The 19,128-nt window shown below is 68.2% G+C and carries 15 protein-coding genes; 10 read left to right on the top strand and 5 right to left on the bottom strand.

What is annotated here, in order from left to right; translation table 11 throughout:
• The first annotated feature begins 382 nt into the window (after positions 1-382).
• From KV203_RS04500 to KV203_RS04490, 3 genes are read left to right on the top strand one after another with little or no spacing between them, the layout of a single operon-like run.
• The gene (locus KV203_RS04500) at positions 383-1,111 is read left to right on the top strand and encodes a hypothetical protein (protein ID WP_066468784.1); all 729 of its coding nucleotides are present in this window, start codon (positions 383-385) and stop codon (positions 1,109-1,111) included.
• A gap of 58 nt (positions 1,112-1,169) precedes the next feature.
• Positions 1,170-2,078: an ATP-binding cassette domain-containing protein gene (locus tag KV203_RS04495; protein WP_083529899.1), complete on the top strand. Its 909-nt coding sequence runs from the start codon at positions 1,170-1,172 to the stop codon at positions 2,076-2,078.
• Entirely contained in the window at positions 2,072-2,842 is a 771-nt protein-coding gene (locus KV203_RS04490) for a hypothetical protein (RefSeq protein WP_066468516.1), read from the top strand. Before KV203_RS04495 ends, KV203_RS04490 begins: the two co-directional genes overlap by 7 nt.
• A gap of 5 nt (positions 2,843-2,847) precedes the next feature.
• Here the strand turns inward: KV203_RS04490 and KV203_RS04485 are convergent, their stop codons facing one another.
• A complete protein-coding gene (locus tag KV203_RS04485) occupies positions 2,848-3,240 on the bottom strand; it encodes a DUF202 domain-containing protein (protein WP_083529900.1) in 393 nt (130 codons plus the stop codon).
• Complete coding sequence (locus KV203_RS04480; protein ID WP_066468520.1) at positions 3,179-3,556, bottom strand: YidH family protein; 378 nt, start codon at positions 3,554-3,556, stop codon at positions 3,179-3,181. Before KV203_RS04480 ends, KV203_RS04485 begins: the two co-directional genes overlap by 62 nt.
• Positions 3,557-3,623: 67 nt before the next feature.
• On the opposite strand from KV203_RS04480, the gene KV203_RS04475 reads away from it, so the two are divergent.
• Together KV203_RS04475 and KV203_RS04470 are read left to right on the top strand one after the other, a co-directional pair.
• Positions 3,624-7,364: an ABC transporter ATP-binding protein gene (locus KV203_RS04475; RefSeq protein WP_083529901.1), complete on the top strand. Its 3,741-nt coding sequence runs from the start codon at positions 3,624-3,626 to the stop codon at positions 7,362-7,364.
• 54 nt (positions 7,365-7,418) lie between these two features.
• On the top strand, positions 7,419-11,054 hold the full coding sequence (locus KV203_RS04470) for a multifunctional oxoglutarate decarboxylase/oxoglutarate dehydrogenase thiamine pyrophosphate-binding subunit/dihydrolipoyllysine-residue succinyltransferase subunit (RefSeq protein WP_066468786.1): 3,636 nt from the start codon (positions 7,419-7,421) through the stop codon (positions 11,052-11,054).
• Between the two features lie 117 nt (positions 11,055-11,171).
• Here the strand turns inward: KV203_RS04470 and KV203_RS19920 are convergent, their stop codons facing one another.
• The gene (locus tag KV203_RS19920; protein WP_066468523.1) at positions 11,172-11,513 is read right to left on the bottom strand and encodes a hypothetical protein; all 342 of its coding nucleotides are present in this window, start codon (positions 11,511-11,513) and stop codon (positions 11,172-11,174) included.
• Positions 11,514-12,211: 698 nt separating this feature from the next.
• Complete coding sequence (locus tag KV203_RS04460; RefSeq protein WP_246600560.1) at positions 12,212-12,811, bottom strand: TetR/AcrR family transcriptional regulator; 600 nt, start codon at positions 12,809-12,811, stop codon at positions 12,212-12,214.
• Between the two features lie 77 nt (positions 12,812-12,888).
• On the opposite strand from KV203_RS04460, the gene KV203_RS04455 reads away from it, so the two are divergent.
• Genes KV203_RS04455 through KV203_RS04445 form a run of 3 tightly spaced genes read left to right on the top strand, consistent with a single transcriptional unit; the run spans position 12,889 to position 16,174 of the window.
• Positions 12,889-14,415 carry a flavin-containing monooxygenase gene (locus KV203_RS04455; protein WP_066468528.1) on the top strand — a complete coding sequence of 509 codons (1,527 nt, stop codon included), beginning with the start codon at positions 12,889-12,891 and terminating at the stop codon, positions 14,413-14,415.
• A complete protein-coding gene (locus tag KV203_RS04450) occupies positions 14,412-15,233 on the top strand; it encodes an SDR family NAD(P)-dependent oxidoreductase (protein WP_066468530.1) in 822 nt (273 codons plus the stop codon). Before KV203_RS04455 ends, KV203_RS04450 begins: the two co-directional genes overlap by 4 nt.
• Positions 15,230-16,174 (top strand): alpha/beta hydrolase, encoded by a 945-nt coding sequence (locus KV203_RS04445; RefSeq protein WP_246600558.1) that lies wholly within the window; start codon positions 15,230-15,232, stop codon positions 16,172-16,174. Before KV203_RS04450 ends, KV203_RS04445 begins: the two co-directional genes overlap by 4 nt.
• Here the strand turns inward: KV203_RS04445 and KV203_RS04440 are convergent.
• Positions 16,130-16,858 carry a glycine betaine ABC transporter substrate-binding protein gene (locus tag KV203_RS04440; RefSeq protein ID WP_157079732.1) on the bottom strand — a complete coding sequence of 243 codons (729 nt, stop codon included), beginning with the start codon at positions 16,856-16,858 and terminating at the stop codon, positions 16,130-16,132. The two genes, KV203_RS04445 and KV203_RS04440, sit on opposite strands and share 45 nt — an antisense overlap.
• Positions 16,859-16,994: 136 nt before the next feature.
• On the opposite strand from KV203_RS04440, the gene KV203_RS04435 reads away from it, so the two are divergent.
• Both KV203_RS04435 and KV203_RS04430 read left to right on the top strand, forming a co-directional pair.
• Positions 16,995-17,939, top strand: a complete 945-nt coding sequence (locus KV203_RS04435; protein ID WP_066468532.1) for an ABC transporter substrate-binding protein — start codon at positions 16,995-16,997, stop codon at positions 17,937-17,939.
• 8 nt (positions 17,940-17,947) lie between these two features.
• Entirely contained in the window at positions 17,948-19,120 is a 1,173-nt protein-coding gene (locus KV203_RS04430; protein WP_066468536.1) for an ABC transporter ATP-binding protein, read from the top strand.
• The last annotated feature ends 8 nt before the right edge of the window (positions 19,121-19,128 follow it).

Below are 19,128 nucleotides of genomic sequence, written 5' to 3'. Positions count from 1 at the left end.
TTCTCGGCGGAATAGTCGGACGATCCCGGGTTCACGAGCGACGCCTTTCCGGTTCGGCTGTCGGCGGCGCAGCCGGTCCGGCACGCCAGGTTCGGTCCCGACCGGGAGGATCGGTTACCCGCCGGCCGGCCGTTCCAGGATCTCGATCAGCCCAGCCTGGAACGCTTTTCCGGGCCGAAGAGTCCCGATGGAACATACGGCGCAGATGATCGCCCGGCAACCCGACGAAACAACTGCGCGCCGACGTAGGTACCGAAACTCGCCGCTGGGCCGGATCGTGCCGGTAGCCCGGCGCAACGGAACAAACCAGGCCGAACCGCACGTTGGCATAGTGTTCTGGTGCCAGCAGACGAAAGGGCGCAGCCTCATGCCGGACCAAATCATGCCGGGCCGTAACGAGCCGGAGCGCAGCAGGATCGAGAAGGGCATCGTCTCGCTACTGGACAACGCCAGCCGATTGCAGGCGCCGGCGGTGATCAAGTACGTCGACAAAGTCCGTGCCGACAACCCCGACGACAGTCCCGCCGAGCTCATCGAACGCCTGGAAGACCACTTTCTGCTCGCCGTCACCGGCAGCGGCGGCGCGGTCGGTGCCGCCGCCGCGGTGCCCGGGATCGGCACGGTGACCGCGATCGGCGCCGCTGCCGCCGAAGGAATTTTCTTTCTCGAAGCATCCGCCCTGCTGACGCTCGCGGTCGCCCACGTCCACGGGATCGACCCGGCCGACAACGAACGGCGGCGCGCACTGGTGCTCGCCGTGGCGCTGGGCGATACCGGGATGCAGATCGTGCAGCGCACGGTCGGGCGGAGCTCCAAGAACTGGGCCAGCACCATGTTGGCCGGCAATATCCCCGGCTTGTCCGGGATGAACGACTCGCTGCTCAAGCGCTTCGTCATCCGCTACATCACCCGGCGCAGCCTCCTGATGTTCGGCAAGATCATTCCGGCCGGCATCGGCGCCGTGATCGGCGGCATCGGTAACCGAGCGATCGGCAAGCAGGTGGTCAACAACGCCCGTAAGGCCTTCGGTCCGGCACCGGCCACCTGGTCGGCGCCGGTCGTGATCGACGCGGAGCCGCAGGGTCAGCTCGACCCCGCACGAAAGGTCTGACCACCGCCCCTTTGCTGCCACACCCGCCCGCTCGGCACGAGACGCTAGGGTCGGTGACGTGAACACTGGCCTGTCGATACGGGTGCGCGGGCTGACCAAGCACGCGGGCACGACTGCCGTGGTAGATGGGGTCGACTTCGACGCCGTTCCCGGCGCGGTCACCGCGCTGGTCGGCCCACCCGGTTGCGGTAGCACGCCGATTCTGCGGATGCTGCTCGGCCTGGTGGAGCCGACCTCCGGCACCGCCGAGATCGGCGGTCGGCGATACCACGAACTCGATCGCCCGTTGCTGCGGGTGGGTGCGGTCCTGGACCGACCGTGCATCCACCCGGCCCGCAGCCCCCGCGATCACCTGCGGATCCTGACCACCGCCGGCGGCGTCGACCCACGTCGGATCGGCGATGTGCTCACGCTGACCGGACTCGGCGCCGTCGCGGACCGGCCGGCCCGAAACCTGCCGCCGGAACTTGCCGCCCGACTCGACCTCGCCGCCGCACTGCTCGGCGACCCCGGCGTGCTGGTGCTCGACTCCCCCGCTCGCCGATTCGATCCGGCCGGGTTGGCCTGGCTCACCGGCCACCTGCGTGAGTTCGCCGCAGCCGGGGGAACGGTCCTGCTCACCGGCTCGACCCTGCACGAGCTCGGGCCGCTGCCGGACCGATTGGTACTGCTGAACGGCGGTATCTGCGTGTACCGGGCGCCGATCGTCCAGCTCCGCCGGACCCATCCGGACCGGATCATGGTGGCGAGTTCGGACCCGGCCCGGCTGGCCACTGCGCTGGCGGCGCAAGCACTGCCGGATGCGGTGGTGGCACCCGACGGCCGACTGGCCGTCGCCGGCGCGCAACCGGGACAGGTCGCTGTGATCGCTGCATCGGCCGCCGTCGCACTCCACTCGATGGTGCCGGCACCGACCGACCTGGACCAGGTCTGCAGCGGACTGATCAGGTCCGGTGTCCGATGCTGACCGAATCCGCCGTCCGCGCCGAGCTGGTCCGCCTGTTCGGGTTGCGACTCGGCGTTCGACTGCTCATCGTGCAGCTGCTCGTCGGCTCGGTGGCCTGTTTCGGCGGCACGGTCGTGGCCAGGCTGAATACCGAACCGAACGGAAATCTGCTGCTCGGGCGAGCGGCGCTCGGCTATTACGTGGCATTCGGCTGTGCTTGCCTGGCCGCAGCAGTGGTCACCGCGACGCTCGCCGGCGGCGACGTCCGATACGGGACGCTGACCTCGACCCTGCTGGCCGACCCCGACCGGGACCGGCTCCTCGCAGCGAAGTTTCTGGTCGGCGCGGCGTTGGGCGCGGTCTACGGGGTCTCGACCGGAGTGTTCGGTGCGATCGTCCTGCTCGGTTTCGCCGACGGCGGCGTCGGCCCCTCCTGGCAGCTCGCCGCGGTAGCGCTGGCCGGGACCACGGCGGCCGCCTGCTGGGGTCTGATCGGCACCGGACTGGGTTTGCTGCTCGGTTCACCGCTGGTCGCCGTGATCGTCCTGCTCACCTGGTGCCCACTCGGCGAGCTCGCCGCGTCCGCGCTGGCCGCGGCCGTCGGCTGGACCGAGTTCGGTTCGGTGCTGCCCTGTTTCGCCGCGCTCGGCACGATCGTCGCCGGAACCGTCCACGAGGTCGGGCCGATGCCCGGCTGGCCGGCGGCGCCGCTGCTCGTCGTCGGCTGGACCGCCGCCGTCGTCGCGACGGCGTGGTATCGCAACCGCAGCCGTGATCTGAACTGAATGGGTCATCCGGCGCCGTGAACGAGGGCGCCGACCAACGCCGCGGCGGCGACGCCGGCGACCACCAGGTGCAGCACCAGTGCTGCGAACAATCGGCCGTCGTCGGCCCACCGTGATCGTCGGGCCCGAGCCCGACGACGCCGTGCGATCGCTATCGCCACCAGGCAACCACCGATCGGCACCGCGCAGCCGAACAATGCGATCGCCAGCGCTGGATGCCGCGAGGCGAGCAGCCGCAGGATCACGATCGTCAGCACAGTTGTCGCGAATGCCGTTCTTTCCCAAGCCAGTTCGGTGCGCTCGAGCGCCGCGCCGGGGCGTTCGATGCCGTCCAGGTCACCCTCCCGGCAGCGCGAAGAACAGCGCGGTGAGGCCGACCGACACGAGTACCGCGACAAGAACCGGCATCATCACCGACGCCGGTAACGGCGCCCGTAGCCGTAGCCGGCGTTCGTTACCCGCCCACCGCACGAATCCGGTCACCCCACAGCCGATACCACCGGCGATCAGCAACCCGGCGGCGAGCGCGGCGGCGGGTTCATGCTCGGCCGACAACGTACCGACCGCGATGAGCGCAACCCCGGCACCGATCAGGGCCAGCCCGGTACGAATCCATGCCAGGAAGGTCCGTTCGTTCGCCAGGGAAAATCGCGCATCCGGCTCCTCGCCTACCCCGTACACCCACCGCGGCCAGCGATCGGAGGAGTCCCGCACCCGACCAGAATAGCGGCGGATCCGCGTGGACCGATTCGGTCGGTGGCCCGCGCTACCGTGGCCGACGATGGCACCCGACATTCCCGCACCCGACGATCGCGGATCCGGCACCGTACCGTCCGGCTGGATCCGCCGACTGTTCGCGCAATGCCGGCGACACCCTGCGACGTTGTGCGGGGCAGCGGCCGTCTCGGTGGTCATCGCGCTGCTGGACACCGCCGGCCCGCTGTTGACCAAGCGGGCGATCGATGCGGCGACCGGCGGCACGCCGAACCTGCTACCCGGCATCGCCGGGACGCTGGTGCTGCTCGCGCTCGCACTGTTCGGCCTCACCTTCGGTCGCCGCTATCTGGCGGCGCTGCTCTCGCTCCGGGTCCAGCACGATCTGCGAACGGCGTTGCTCGCCGCGGTCCACCGGATGGACGGCCCGCAACAGGACGGGATGCGTACCGGCCAGGTGGTGTCGCGCTCGATCAGCGATCTTCAGCTGGTCCAGGGCCTGCTCGCGATGGTCCCGCTGGCGTGCGGCGCCGCGGTGCAATTCGCGCTCGCCCTGGTGGTGATGACGGTGCTGTCGCCACCGCTCACCGCGGTGGCGCTGTTGGTGCTGCCCCTGATCGGGCTGGTGGTGTACCGCGTTCGGCCCCGGTTGTTCGCGGCGACCTGGTCGGCTCAGCAACGCGCCGCCGACCTGGCCCAACACGTCGAGGAGACCGTGACCGGGGTCCGGGTGGTGAAGGGCTTCGGCCAGGAGGACCGGATGGTCGACCGGCTGGCGGACCTCGGTCGCGATCTGTACGCCGAGCGGATGCGCGCGGCCCGGCTGAATGCGCGGTTCGCGCCCAGCCTGGCCACGTTGCCGATGGTGGGCCTGCTCGGGGTGATCGTCGCCGGCGGCGGATTGGCACTGCGCGGTTCGATCAGCATCGGCACCTTCGTCGCATTCGCCGCCTACGTGTCGACGATGGCCGCCACGGTACGACTGTTGTCCAGCCTGATCATCACCGCTCAGCTGGCCCGGGCCGGAATCGAGCGGGTCTACCAGGTCATCGACACCGAACCCCGGACCCGCGACCCGGCCCGGCCGGTACCACTGCCCGCCGGACCGCTCGGCGTCGAATTCGACCGGGTGTGCTTCGGTTTCGACCCGGACCAGCCGGTGCTGACCGACCTGGACCTGCGGGTCGCACCGGGCGAGACGGTGGCCCTGGTCGGTCCGGCCGGGTCCGGCAAGACGGCGCTCGCACTGCTGGTGGAACGGTTCTACCGGCCCGACTCCGGCACCGTCGCCCTGCGCAGCGGCGATCGTCGGATCGATCTCGCCGACCTGCAGGCCGACGATCTGCGCGGCGCGATCGGGTTCGTGTCCGACGACCCGTTCCTGCTGTCGGACACCATCACCACGAATATTGCGCTCGGCCGGCCGGACGCCGGCGCCGACGAGATCGCCCGGGTGGCGGCGATCGCTGCCGTCGACCGATTCGTGGCCGAACTCCCCGACGGCTTCGACACGGTGGTCGGTGAGCGCGGGCTCACCCTGTCCGGTGGGCAGCGGCAACGGATCGCGCTGGCCCGCGCGTTGCTGCTGCGGCCGCGCATCCTGGTCCTCGACGACGCGACCTCGGCCCTGGACACCGAAACCGAAGCGGCGATCTTCGACGCGTTGCGCAGCGACGCCGACCGATCCGGCGCCGCACCACCGACCACGATTCTGATATCGCATCGCGACTCCACGCTCGACCGGGCCGACCGGGTGGTGCGCCTGACCGGACCGGAGCACGCCGTGCCGGCCGCACCGAGCGCCGTGCCGACCCGCACCGCACCGGCGGCGATCGGGTTCGGCGGCCCGGCGGGCTCGGCGGGCTCGGCGGGCTCGGCGCTGAGCGGTCTCGCACCGACACCGACGATCACCGCGCGGGTCGCGAGGCTGCCACCTGCGACCGAGCAACCGAAGGTCGACACCGCACGGCTGCGCCGGGGCCGGCGGGTCTTCCGGCCGAGTGGACTGCTCCGACCGGTGCGCGGACTGCTGGTCGGCGCGATCGCCCTCCTCGCGGTCAACGCGCTGATCAGCGTTGCGTACCCGACAATCGCGCGGCACGCGGTGGACGCGGGTGTCCTCGCCGGCGATGCCGGCGCGCTGTGGCTCGCCGGCGGGTTCGGCCTCGGGTTGGCCGTCGTCGACTGGTCGGCCGGCGCAGCATCGACGGTGATCACCGCCCGTACCGGCGAGCGAGTGCTGTTCGGGCTGCGGGTACGCAGCTATGCCCACTTGCAGCGGCTCGGCCTGGACTACTACGAACGGGAGCTGTCCGGTCGGATCATGACCCGGATGACCACCGACGTGGACGCCCTGTCCACGTTCATCCAGACCGGGCTGGCGGTGGCCGTGATCAGCGCGTTGACCGTGCTCGGGGTGAGCGTAGCGTTGCTGGCCACCGACGCCACCCTCGCGCTGGTGGTGCTGGCCACCCTCCCTCCGCTGGCAGCCGCCACCTGGCTGTTCCGCCGAGTGTCGGTCGCCGCATACACCGCATCGCGGGAGCGGATATCGATCGTCAACGCCGACTTCCAGGAAAACGTCGCCGGCCTGCGTACGCTGCAGGCCTACCGGCGGGAGGAGTTCGCGGCGCGCGGTTTCGCCGCCCGCTCGATGGACTATCTGCGCGCCCGAATGCGCGCGCAACGTGCGATCGCCGGCTACTTCCCGCTGGTCACGCTGCTGTCCAATCTGGCGGCCGCCGCCGTGGTCTTGGTGGGCGGCTACCGGGTGGCGAGCGGGACGACCAGTGCGGGCACCCTGGTCGCCTTCATCCTGTATCTGACGCTCCTGTTCGGACCGGTGATGCAGTTGTCCCAGGTGTTCGACGGTTACCAACAAGCCCGGGTCGGCCTGCGCCGAATCGCCGAATTGCTCGCCACCCGCAGCTCGATCGAAGAAGCCGTCGACGCCGCCGATGCGGTCACCGTCACCGGGTCGCTGACCGGTGCGGCCCGGCTGGACCGGGTGCACTTCCGCTACGCCGGTGCGGCTGTCGATGCACTGGCCGGTATCGATCTGGATGTTCCGGCGGGGTCGACCGTGGCTCTGGTCGGCCGGACCGGTGCCGGCAAATCGACCATCGTCAAGCTGCTCGCCCGGTTCTACGACCCGACCACCGGCCGCGTCCGGGTGGACGACGTCGACATCCGGCGATTCCCGCTGGCGCAATATCGGGCCCGACTGGGCGTGGTACCGCAGGAAGCGCACCTGTTCACCGGCGATGTGGCGAGCAATATCGCGTTCGGCCGACCGGATGCGACACCGGCGCAGATCGAAGCCGCCGCGGCCGCGGTCGGCGCGCTCGACGTACTGTCCCGGCTGCCGGCCGGGCTGGCCCAGCCGGTCGGTGAACGCGGGCAGGGCCTGTCGGCCGGGCAGCGGCAGCTGGTGGCGTTGGCTCGGGCCGAACTCGTCGACCCGGACCTGCTGCTGCTCGACGAGGCGACCGCGACACTCGACCCGGCGACCGAGGCATCCGTGCTGACCGCGAGCCGCACCGTCACCGGCCGTCGGACCGCCGTCATCGTCGCGCACCGCCTGGCCACCGCAGCCCGCGCCGACCGCATCGTGGTCGTCGACAACGGCCGGGTGGTCGAGTCCGGATCGCATGACCAATTACTCACCGCAGCCGGGCCGTATGCCCGACTATGGGCGGTAGGCACGTGGACACGCCCGGACCACACACCTGGTCGGGGCTTCGATGCCGGGACTAGCCTCATAGCAGGCCCCACAGCAGTAGGCATCGACGACAGAAGGCGAGAGTAGGCCGTGAACGGCTCCGGATCCCAGTTCGGCCAGAACCAATGGTTGGTCGACGAGATGTACCAGCGGTTCCAGGACGACCCGTCGTCGGTCGACGCGAGCTGGCACGAATTTCTGACCGACTACACCCCGGACGACACCGGAACCGCGCGGACACCGTCGTCGCGCGCCGACGCCGAGCCCGCACCGGCCGACCCGCCACCGGCCCCGAAGGCAGCGCCCGCACCAGCCCCGAAGGCAGCGCCGGCCTCGAAAACACCGCCGGCCCCGGCACCTACCGCGCCGACCGTGAATGTACCGGTGCTCGCCGGCGACGACCCGAAGGTGCTGCGTGGCGCCGCGGCGGCAGTGGCCAAGAACATGTCGGCCTCACTCACCATCCCGACCGCGACCAGCGTACGGGCCATCCCGGCCAAGCTGATGATCGACAACCGGTCGGTGGTCAACAATCACCTGGCCCGTACCCGGGGCGGCAAGATCTCGTTCACCCACATGCTGGGGTACGCCATCGTCCAGGCGATCAAGGCGTTCCCGAACATGAACCGGCACTTCGCCGACATCGACGGCAAGCCGAACGCGGTCTCCCCGGAACACACCAACCTGGGCCTGGCGATCGACCTGCCGGGCAAGGACGGCAGCCGCTCCCTGGTGGTGGCCGGGATCAAGAACACCGAGTCGATGAACTTCGCGCAGTTCCACAGCGCCTACGAGGACATCGTCCGGCGCGCCCGCAACGGCAAGCTCACCGCGGAGGACTTCGCCGGGGTGACGATTTCGCTGACCAACCCGGGCACGATCGGCACCGTGCACTCGGTGCCCCGGTTGATGCCCGGCCAGGGCGCGATCATCGGCGCCGGCGCGATGGAGTATCCGGCAGAGTTCCAGGGCGCCAGCGACGAGCGGATCGCCGATATCGGCGTCGGCAAGCTGATGACGCTGACGTCCACCTACGATCATCGGATCATCCAGGGCGCCGAGTCCGGTGACTTCCTGCGCACCCTGCATCAGCTGCTGATCAGCGACGAGTTCTACGACGAGGTCTTCCATACGATGGGAGTCCCGTACGAGCCGATCCGCTGGCACAAGGACATCCGCGAACGTGGGGTGGACAAGAGCAGCCGGGTACTGGAGATCATCGAGGCCTACCGCAACCGGGGCCACCTGATGGCCGACACCGATCCGCTACGCCTGGTCAAGGACAAGTTCCGGTCGCATCCGGATCTGGACGTGACCAAGCACGGGCTCACCCTCTGGGATCTGGATCGGGAGTTCAACGTCGGCGGCTTCCACGGCCAGGAGCGGATGAAGCTGCGCGACGTGCTGTCCATCCTGCGCGATGCCTACTGCCGGCACGTCGGGGTCGAGTACATGCATATCCTGTCGCCCCGGCAGCTGCGCTGGCTGCAGGATCGGGTGGAGCAGAAGCATGTCAAACCCACTCTGGCACAGCAGAAATACGTCATGAGCAAGCTGAACGCGGCCGAGGCGTTCGAGACGTTCTTGCAGACCAAGTACGTCGGGCAGAAGCGGTTTTCGCTGGAGGGCGCCGAAGCGGTGATCCCGATGATGGACGCCGTGATCGACCAATGCGCAGAGTACGGCCTGGCCGAAGTGGTCATCGGGATGCCCCACCGCGGCCGGCTGAACGTGCTGGCCAACATTGTGGGCAAGCCGTACTCGAAGATCTTCACCGAGTTCGAGGGCAATATGAACCCGGCGGCGGCGCACGGTTCCGGCGACGTGAAGTACCACCTGGGCGCCGAGGGCACCTACATTCAGATGTTCGGGGACAACGACATCGAGGTCTCGCTCACCGCGAATCCGTCGCACCTGGAAGCCGTGGACCCGGTGCTCGAGGGGCTGGTTCGAGCCAAGCAGGACCTGATCGACGGCATCGGCGCCGACGTGGTGAAATCCTTCTCGGTCGTCCCCCTGATGCTGCACGGTGATGCCGCCTTCGCCGGCCAGGGCATCGTGGCGGAAACGCTGAACATGTCCGAGCTACGCGGCTACCGGGTCGGCGGAACGATCCACATCGTGGTGAACAACCAGATCGGTTTCACCACCTCACCGGAGAGCTCCCGCTCCAGCGAATACTGCACCGACATCGCGAAGATGATCGGCGCGCCGATCCTGCACGTCAACGGCGACGACCCGGAGGCGTGCGACTGGGCGGCCCGGCTGGCGGTGGACTTCCGCCAGGAGTTCCACAAGGACGTCGTGATCGACATGATCTGCTATCGGCGCCGCGGGCACAACGAGGGCGACGATCCGTCGATGACCCAGCCGTACATGTACGACGTGATCGACACCAAGCGCAGCGTCCGTAAGACCTACACCGAGGCGCTGATCGGTCGTGGCGACATCTCGCTGAAGGAAGCCGAGGACGCCCTCCGCGACTACCAAGGTCAGCTCGAACGAGTGTTCAACGAGGTGCGTGAGCTGGAGAAGTTCACTCCGGAGCCGAGCGAATCGGTGGAGGCCGACCAACAAACCTCGGACACCTTGGTCACCGCTGTGGACAAATCCGTGTTGCACCGGATCGGCGACGCGTTCGTCAACGTACCGGACGGCTTCACCGTGCATCCCCGCGTCCGCCCCGTCCTGGACAAGCGGCGGGAGATGGCCTACGAAGGCAAGGTCGACTGGGCCTTCGCCGAGCTGCTGGCCTTCGGCACGCTGGTCGACGAGGGGAAGGCGGTCCGGCTGACCGGACAGGACTCCCGGCGCGGCACCTTCACCCAGCGGCATGCGGTGATCATCGACCGGAAGACCGCCGCCGAATACACGCCGTTGCACAACATCGGCGGCGAGCACCCCGGCTGGTTCGCGGTGCACGACTCGGCGCTGTCCGAGTACGCCGCGGTCGGTTTCGAGTACGGCTACTCGCAGGGCAATCCGGAAGCTCTGGTCCTGTGGGAAGCCCAGTTCGGCGATTTCGTCAACGGCGCCCAGTCGATCATCGACGAGTTCATCTCGTCCGGCGAGGCGAAGTGGGGGCAGCTGTCCGACGTGGTGTTGCTGCTGCCGCACGGGCACGAGGGGCAGGGGCCGGATCACACTTCAGGCCGGATCGAACGCTTCCTGCAGCTCTGCGCCGAAGGGTCGATGACGGTGGCGGTGCCGTCGACCCCAGCCAACTACTTCCATCTGTTGCGTCGGCACGCGTTGGACGGAATTCGCCGGCCGCTGATCGTCTTCACTCCGAAGTCGATGCTGCGCAACAAGTTGGCGGTCAGCGATGTCAAGGACTTCACCGAGCGCGGGTTCTTCCCGGTCTTCGAAGAACCCACCTACGAAAGCGGCGACGGTGACCGCAAATCGGTCCGGCGAGTGTTGCTGACCAGCGGCAAGCTCTACTACGAACTGGCTACCCGCAAGCGCAAGGACAAGCGCGACGATGTAGCCATCGTCCGGATCGAACGGCTCTATCCCATTCCGGTCGCCGAACTCACCGAAGCCCTCGCGGGGTACTCGAACGCGACCCAGTTCTGCTGGGTGCAGGAGGAGCCGGCGAACCAAGGCGCCTGGCCGATGTTCGGATTGGCGTTGCCGGAATTGCTGCCGGAGAAGCTGTCCGGGATCAAGCGGATCTCGCGGCGGCCGATGTCGGCTCCGTCGTCGGGATCGAGCAAGGTACACGCGGTGGAACAGCAGGAGATCATCGACGAGGCCTTCGCGCCGACCAACTGAAGGGACGACAGGGAGGCCCGGGTGCGATAGCGCCCGGGCCTCCCTGTTATCCGACTGCGACGTGCGTCGCATTCGTCCCTGTCGGCCGCTCGACCGGCAGATCTGTAGCTCGCTCGGCTAGAGCAGACCGCCGAGCAGACCGTCAAGTGGACCATTGAGCAGACCGTCGGTCAGGTCGCCGATCCCCCCGTTGTCGTCCGTACCACCGGTCACGTCGCCCACGATGCCCCCCAGCGGGTCGGTGATGTCGCCGACGGTCTCGCCCACACCGCCCGTCACGTCGTCCAACCCGCTGTTCAAACCGCCCCCCGCACCCGGGCACAGCATCGACCCGCCCGCCGAACCGGACCCGCAGAGGAGATCGGTGATCGGATCGGCGTTCGCGGCCGGAGCGCTCATCAGAAGCGCCGAGCCCGCCACAACCAAGCCGAACATGAAGCCACGTCGTACCAGATTCATGAGGTGCTCTCCGTTCCGAATGGAAACCCGACCTGGCATCAGACCATAGCAGCGCACTATCGACGAGTAAAACGCGCGTAAATTAGACGACTTTTTTGTTTCCATAACCGAAATCGACGAGATACCGTCACGACTCCTCGACGTTGCCGGAGGGCATTAGCCGATCGAGCACGAATGACCGCGACCCACCCGATCGCCGATCGCGTCGGCCCGGCTTCCCTGCTCCCCGACTACCTCAGTCGGCTCGGAAAATCTTTCCAGCACAATCATATTCAGGCATCCGCCGATTTCACCTACCGCTTGCCCCGGCATCCGCCCGCCACCCGGGACAGCGAAGACACCGCGCACAGTTCCAGAATCGCCACGTCGGCGCGGTTCCCAACTGTGACCGATGACAGCGGACCCGTCGACGACCGAGCCGACTCGACGGGAGCCGACGGAAACAATGGACAAACGCGAATCAGATCGCCGGCCGATAAATGGATATACCCGGGCGCGAGATTATCGTCGATAGCCGGAAAGGTGGATCGAAACCTTTCACAGCTCTTTTTCTCCCGATAATGCTCAGCTTTTTACTGCAGAACCCGACCGGTGGCCGGGGTGACGGTTTGCCGGGTGGTTGTCCTCGATCCTCCGCCGAGTCACCAGCGGGACCGTATGACCGGCACCACGCGACAGTCGGTTCCGCCCGGCCTCGCTCACTCCAGGGTGACCGCCATCTCGGAGGTCAGCGCCACCGCCGGCAGTGCTCGCACGTTCAGCTCGACCAGATCGGCCCGACTGATCGGCTGCGTCCGCAACCAGGCGATCGTCGTCTCCTCGATGAACGCGATCCAGCCACGAACGGCCAGGTGAACGGTCGGCCGGGTCGCCTCGTCGACGCCGAGCGGCACCTGGGTCAGTATCCGACGGACGATCTCGCTCCGATTGGCTTCGAAGATCTCCACGAACTCGGGGTCGGCACTGGCCGGGCCACGCAGCTGGGAGACGTACGCCTCCCGGTTTGCCACGACATAGTCCACGTACCGCTCGATCGAATCACGCAACATGTCGATCGGCGGTAAGCCCGGCTTCGGGTCGATCGCGTCCAACAGATCCTGCGCAGCCTGCCGAACGATCTCCAGGTGATAGCCCTGTTTGGAGGTGAAGTAGTGGAACAGCAGCCCCTTGGAGATTCCCGCTTTGGCCGCGATCTCTTCTACCGAGATACGCTCCAGACCGCCGATCGACAGCATCTCCACCCCGAGCCGAATCAGCTGGTCGCGGCGCTGGACAGGATCGAGCCGGACACGTTTCACCGCCCAACCAAAGCATGGTATTGAACGACGGTCAATAGCTATTGACTCGCACTCAATAGCATCCTAGGCTGAGATTCATGAGTCCCCAGGTAACAGACAACGGCGTCCGAAACCGGCACGTGAATACCATCGTCATCGGCAGCGGCTTCGCCGGCCTCGGCACCGCGATCCGCCTCGCCCAGGATGGGCATACCGACTTCCTCGTGCTCGAACGCGGCGCCGACGTCGGCGGCACCTGGCGCGACAACACCTATCCCGGGGCCGCCTGTGATGTGCCGTCGCAGCTGTACTCCTACTCGTTCGCACCGAACCCCGAGTGGACCCGCTCCTTCTCCCGACAGCCGGAAATCCAGCGCTATATCAAGCAGGTGGCGCGCAAGTACGGCGTGCTGGACCGCCACGTGTTCGACTGTGACGTCACCAGCGCCCGCTGGAACGACGACGACGGCCTGTGGGAGATCGACAGCACCCAGGGTTCGTTCACCGCGAAGGTGCTCGTATCGGCGGTGGGCGCGCTCTGCGAGCCGGCACTGCCGAACATCAAGGGCATCGAGACCTTCGCCGGCCAGATCTTCCATTCGGCCCGCTGGGACCACGACGCGGATCTCACCGGCAAGCGGGTGGCGATCATCGGCACCGGAGCCTCGGCGATTCAGATCATTCCGGCGATCGCGCCGAAGGTGGCCCGGCTCGACGTCTATCAGCGCACCGCTCCGTGGCTGCTACCACGGGTGGATCGGGCCTATACCCAGGTCGAGAAGTTGGCCTTCAAGTACGTCCCCGGCATGCAGCAGCTCTACCGCGCCGGCATCTATCTGTCCCGGGAGACGCAGGTCGTCGGCCTGGCCAAGGCGCCGATCGCGATGAAGCCGCTGGAGCTGCTCGCCCGCGCCAAGCTGTTCTACGAGGTGCGCGACGCCGAGCTGCGGGAGAAGGTGACGCCCGATTTCGCGATCGGCTGCAAGCGGATGCTGATCTCCAACGAGTACTACCCCGCGCTGGTCCGCGACAACGTCGACCTGGTCACCGATCCGATCGCCGAGGTGACCGAGAACGCCGTGGTCAGCGCGGATGGAACGGTCCGCGAGGTGGACGCGATCATCGTCGCGACCGGCTTCCACGTCACCGATTCGCCCACCTACGCGACGATCAAGGGCCGGGACGGACGCAGCCTGGCCGACGTCTTCGGCGACATCGGCCAGCAGGCCTACAAGGGCACCGCCATCGCCAACTTCCCCAACATGTTCTTCCTGGTCGGACCGAACACCGGCCTCGGCCACACGTCTATGGTGTACATGATCGAATCGCAGATCAACTACGTCGCGGACGCGGTGCGCACGATGGATCGGGCCGGCTTGCGCACCGTCGAGGTGCGTCTCGAACGCCAGGAGAAGTACAACCGTGACCTGCAGCAGGCGTTGTCGCACAGCGTGTGGACCAACGGTGGTTGCGCCAGCTGGTACCTGGACAAGCACGGCAACAACACCACGTTGTGGCCCGGCTTCACCTTCCAGTTCCGTAACCAGACCCGCGCGTTCGACGACGACGCCTACCACACCACCACCCTGAAGATCGAGAACCTGGACAAGGCGAGCAGCAAATGAGCACATTCGACGGCAAAGTGGTCGTGATCACCGGCGCAGGCTCGGGCATCGGCCGCGCGCTGGCCCGAGAGCTGGCCGGCCGCGGCGCCCGGCTGGCCCTGTCCGACGTCGACACCGAGGGACTCGCCGAAACCGCAAAACTGTGCACCGACCTCGGCGCCGAAGTGAAGACCGACCGGCTCAACGTCGCCGAACGCGAAGCGGTGCTGGTCTACGCCGACGCCGTACATGCCCATTACGGCGTGATCCACCAGATCTACAACAACGCCGGCATCGCGCATCACGGCGATGTCGACCAGACCACGTTCAAGGACTTCGAGCGGGTCATGGACGTCGACTTCTGGGGCGTCGTGAACGGCACCAAGGCCTTTCTCCCCTACCTGGAGGAGTCCGGCGACGGGCATGTGATCAACATCTCCAGCCTCTTCGGCTTGATTGCCATGCCGGGTCAGAGCGCCTACAACGCGGCCAAGTTCGCCGTTCGTGGATTCACCGAGGCATTGCGCAAAGAGATGCTGGTCGGCAAGCGTCCGGTCAAGGTCACCTGCGTCCACCCGGGCGGGATCAAGACCGCGGTAGCGCGCAACGCGACCGTCGCCGGCAACCACGACCAAGCGTCGGTCGCCGAGCTGTTCGACAAGTATCTCGCCATCCATTCCCCGGAGATGGCGGCACGCACCATCGTGGACGGCGTCCGCCGCGGCCGCGGCCGGGTGTTGATCGGCTGGGAAGCACACGCACTGGATCTGCTGGCCCGGGTCACCGGCTCCGGCTATCAGCGAGTGATCGCGCTCACCTCCGGCCGGTTTTTGCCGTGATCCGCCGCGGTACCCGGGGCGGCCTGCCGTTGCCACTGGCGGCCGCCGTGTTCGGCCCGGGTCATCGGCTGCTGCTGAATCCGCGCGTGCCGGTCGGCGTGCAACGACGGCTGGCCGACGCCGTATCGACGATGCATCCGCTGCCCGCGGACACCCGGATCGAGTGGGTCACGCTCGGCGGACGTCCCACCGCCCGCCTGACGGTGGGCAAACCGGCCGCCAGCACCGACGGTGCGGTGCTGCTGCTCCACGGCGGCGGGTACACGATGGGGTCGGCGCGTACCCATCGCGGCCTCGCCGCATACCTGGCCCGGGACACCGGCCGGCCGGTCTACTTGATCGAATACCGGCTGGCGCCCGAACATCCCTACCCCGCCGCAGTCGACGACGCGGTCGCCGCGATCCGGGAACTGATCCAACGCTACGGCGACGCCGGACAGATCGGACTGGTCGGCGACTCGGCCGGCGGTGGGCTGGCGCTCGCCGCGACGTACCGGCTGCGCGACGAAGATCATGTCGTGCCGGCGGCATTGGCGCTGATCTCGCCCTGGGTGGATCTGGCGGACCCGACCGACCGGCCGACCGATCTGGTGGTGAGCCGAGCGTGGTCGATGGCGAACGCCGCGGCCTACTGTGGGCCGGTCGATTGGGCCGACCCCGGCTGCTCTCCCGTGTTCGGCGACCCGACCGGACTGCCCCCAACGCTGATCCAGGTGTGTACCCGGGAATCGCTGTACGACCAAGATCGCCGACTTGCCGGAATCTTGCGCGACGCCGGGGTCGAGGTGACGCTGAGCACCGACGACCGGATGTGGCACGACGCGCAACTGCAACCGGGACTGCTGCGGGAGGCCGCGGCAGCGGTCGCCGAGATCGCCGCCTTCCTCGGTGAGCGGCTATCCGGCACGATCGTCGAGCCAACCGGCGGCGAGGTCGGCTGACCGTTCCCCTGCCTGCCGGCGTGCGACCAGGGCGTTCAGCGTGGCGGTATCGAGCTCACCGGCCACCGTGTTCAGCGCCCGCCGGGCGTCGTCGTCGAGCGCACCTTCCCGGTAGACCGGGAACACGTTGCGCGCCGGGACCACAGCTGCGACCTCGCGGTCGGCCAACGCGCCGGCGAGTTCGTCGGCATCCGGAAAACGCGCCAGCACCGCATCGGCGCAGCGCGGCGGGTCGGCGTCGGCCGCCAACCCGATCCGCGGCCACGGACACGGGTACTCGCCGACCGTTCGCCGTCCTGCCAGGGTGACCACCGACGTCGGTGTCCCCGGCGCCGCGGCCGCATAGTCACCGTCGGCCAGTCCGGGCGGCAACGCCCGGGTGACCGCGGTGTAGACGTCCTCGGCGCCGACCGCGGTCGCCGCCGGGTCGAGATAGCCGAGCAGATCACCGGTCTGCTCCGGCACCAGGGTCAACGTGCCGGCATCGAGGGCGGCCCACAACGCTGCCCGGTCGGCGACCGGCGGTGCGACCCGGGCCGCTCGACCCGTCCGGGTGAGCGCAGCAGCATAGATCTCCGCGACCAGAGCGGCCGCCGGGGAATCGACCGAACCGACCGTCACGACCGCCGCAAGCCGTGGATCGGTCGCTGGATCCGGTGCCGTGCAGCCGCTTGCCGCGACCATTGTGACGAGCCCCAGGGACGCCCACGCGGCCGCCTTGACCAGGCCCGGAACCCTGCTCGACCGCCGCACACGCACCTCTCCGCCGACCGACCGGGCTATCGTAGCCGGGTACGGTCAATCGTCGGGAGGGACGCTTATGAACTCCGCTGTGCTGCGCTGGATCGGCTGCGCCGGGCTGGCGGTGTCGCTGCTGGCGACCACCACCGCCTGCGGCAACTCGGATCCGTTCGGCGACAGCCCGGCCGACACCGACCCGAACCATATCGTGATCGGCTCGGCCAATTTCCCGGAGTCCGAGACCGTCGCCGACATCTACGCGAAGGCATTGGCTGCCAACGGCTTTCAGATCAGCACCAAGTTGAACATCGGCAGCCGCGAAGCGTACGTTCCGGCCGTGCAGGAGGGCTCGATCAGCCTCATCCCGGACTACACCGGAAACCTGTTGCGGTATCTGGACAAGAGTGCCACCGCAACCGCGCCGGACGAGGTCAACCGGGACCTGCAGAAGGCGCTGGGATCCGACCTGACGATCGCCACCCCGGCGCCCGGCGAGGACAAAGATGCCGTGGTGGTCACCCGCGAGACGGCGAACACCTGGCAGCTGACCTCGATCGCCGACCTCGCACCGCATTCGGCCGAGGTGAAATTCGGGGCGCCGGCGGAGTTCCGCGAGCGGCCGGTGGGCCTGCCCGGGCTGAAGCGAAACTACGACCTCGACATCGCGCCGGAGAACTTCGTCCCGATCGGCGACGGCGGCGGCCCGGCCACGGTGCAGGCGCTGGCATCGGGCCAGGTGACCGCAGCAGACATCTTCACCACCTCGCCCGCGATCAAGAAGAACGACTTCGTGGTGCTGGCCGACCCGAAGAACAACTTTCCGGCGCAGAACGTGGTACCGCTGATCAATGCGAAGAAACGCACCGACAAGCTGATCAAGGTGCTCGACGCCGTCTCCGCCCGGCTGACCACCGACGAACTCGTCGCGCTGAACGAGGCCGTGTCGGGCGAGACCAAGACCGATCCGCAGGCCGCGGCGGACGCCTGGGTTGCGGCGCGCGGCCTGGACAAACCCGTCGGCTGAGGCAACGAGTGTCCACCATCGAATTCGTCGGGGTGAGCAAGACCTATCCCGACGGCACCCGCGCGTTGCAGCAACTCGACCTGACGATCGAATCCGGGTCGTGCACCGTGTTCGTCGGGCCTTCCGGCTGCGGGAAGACCACCGCGATGCGGATGATCAACCGGATGCTGGAGCCCAGCTCGGGCACGGTGCGGCTGGACGGCACGGACGTCTCGACGGTGAACCCGGTTCGGCTGCGGCGCGGCATCGGCTACGTGATCCAAAGCGGCGGTCTGCTTCCACACCGAACCGTGCTGGACAACATCGCCACCGTGCCGGTGCTGTCCGGCGAGTCGCGGCCGGCCGCCCGCGCCGCCGCCCTGCGCCTGCTCGACCGGGTCGGGCTGGACCCGACACTGGCGCACCGGTACCCGGCTCAGCTTTCCGGTGGCCAACAGCAGCGGGTCGGCGTGGCCCGGGCGCTCGCCGCCGATCCGCCCGTGCTGCTGATGGACGAGCCGTTCAGCGCGGTCGATCCGGTGGTCCGCGACGGGTTACAGGCCGAGCTGCAGCGTCTGCAAGCCCAACTGCGTAAGACGATCGTGTTCGTCACCCACGACATCGACGAAGCGGTACGGCTCGGCGACCGGGTCGCCGTGTTCGGCCGGGCCGGCCGACTGCAGCAGTACGACCGGCCCGAACAGCTGCTCTCCGCACCGGCGACCGACTTCGTCGCCGAGTTCGTCGGCCGCGATCGCGGCTATCGCGGCTTGTCCTTCCGATCCGCGGACGCCGTCCCACTGCACAACGTCCGGACCGCGACCCCCGAGGAGCTGCGGGGCCTGCGCCTGGACCACGGCGAATGGGTCCTGATCATCGACGAGCTGCGCCGGCCGCGCGGCTGGATCGACCCGACCGGGGTAGCCGCGATCCGATCGGGCCGATCGGTCGCCGAGTCCAGCTCGGCCGCCGGCTCGCTTTTTCCGGTCGGCGGTGACCTGCGCCAAGCGTTGGACGCGGCGGTGTCCTCGCCGTCGGGTATCGGCGTGGCCGTCCACGACGACGGGTCGGTAGCGGGCGGGATCGACCCCGACGAGGTGGTGGCGCTGCTCGCGACGCAACGGCACGCCGAAGACCGGGCGCGCAATCGCCGGTTCTTCGCCGAGTCCGAATCCGGCCGGTCCGCCGGCACCGCACCGTGAGATACCTG

Origin of the sequence: Skermania piniformis (assembly GCF_019285775.1) — a bacterium.
In the GTDB taxonomy this organism is placed as follows: domain Bacteria; phylum Actinomycetota; class Actinomycetes; order Mycobacteriales; family Mycobacteriaceae; genus Skermania; species Skermania pinensis.
The sequence above is the reverse complement of the archived record's forward strand: the minus strand, read 5'-3'. Positions and strand labels throughout refer to the sequence as shown.

What these genes read in the sequence shown, in the direction of transcription:
- KV203_RS04490 (WP_066468516.1), top strand. Translation starts at nt 2,072, where the DNA reads ATGCTGACCGAATCCGCCGTCCGCGCCGAGCTGGTCCGCCTGTTCGGG.
- KV203_RS04450 (WP_066468530.1), top strand. Translation starts at nt 14,412, where the DNA reads ATGAGCACATTCGACGGCAAAGTGGTCGTGATCACCGGCGCAGGCTCG.
- KV203_RS04440 (WP_157079732.1), bottom strand. Translation starts at nt 16,858, where the DNA reads ATGGTCGCGGCAAGCGGCTGCACGGCACCGGATCCAGCGACCGATCCA.
- KV203_RS04475 (WP_083529901.1), top strand. Translation starts at nt 3,624, where the DNA reads ATGGCACCCGACATTCCCGCACCCGACGATCGCGGATCCGGCACCGTA.
- KV203_RS04435 (WP_066468532.1), top strand. Translation starts at nt 16,995, where the DNA reads ATGAACTCCGCTGTGCTGCGCTGGATCGGCTGCGCCGGGCTGGCGGTG.
- KV203_RS04500 (WP_066468784.1), top strand. Translation starts at nt 383, where the DNA reads ATGCCGGGCCGTAACGAGCCGGAGCGCAGCAGGATCGAGAAGGGCATC.
- KV203_RS19920 (WP_066468523.1), bottom strand. Translation starts at nt 11,513, where the DNA reads ATGAATCTGGTACGACGTGGCTTCATGTTCGGCTTGGTTGTGGCGGGC.
- KV203_RS04470 (WP_066468786.1), top strand. Translation starts at nt 7,419, where the DNA reads ATGTACCAGCGGTTCCAGGACGACCCGTCGTCGGTCGACGCGAGCTGG.
- KV203_RS04455 (WP_066468528.1), top strand. Translation starts at nt 12,889, where the DNA reads ATGAGTCCCCAGGTAACAGACAACGGCGTCCGAAACCGGCACGTGAAT.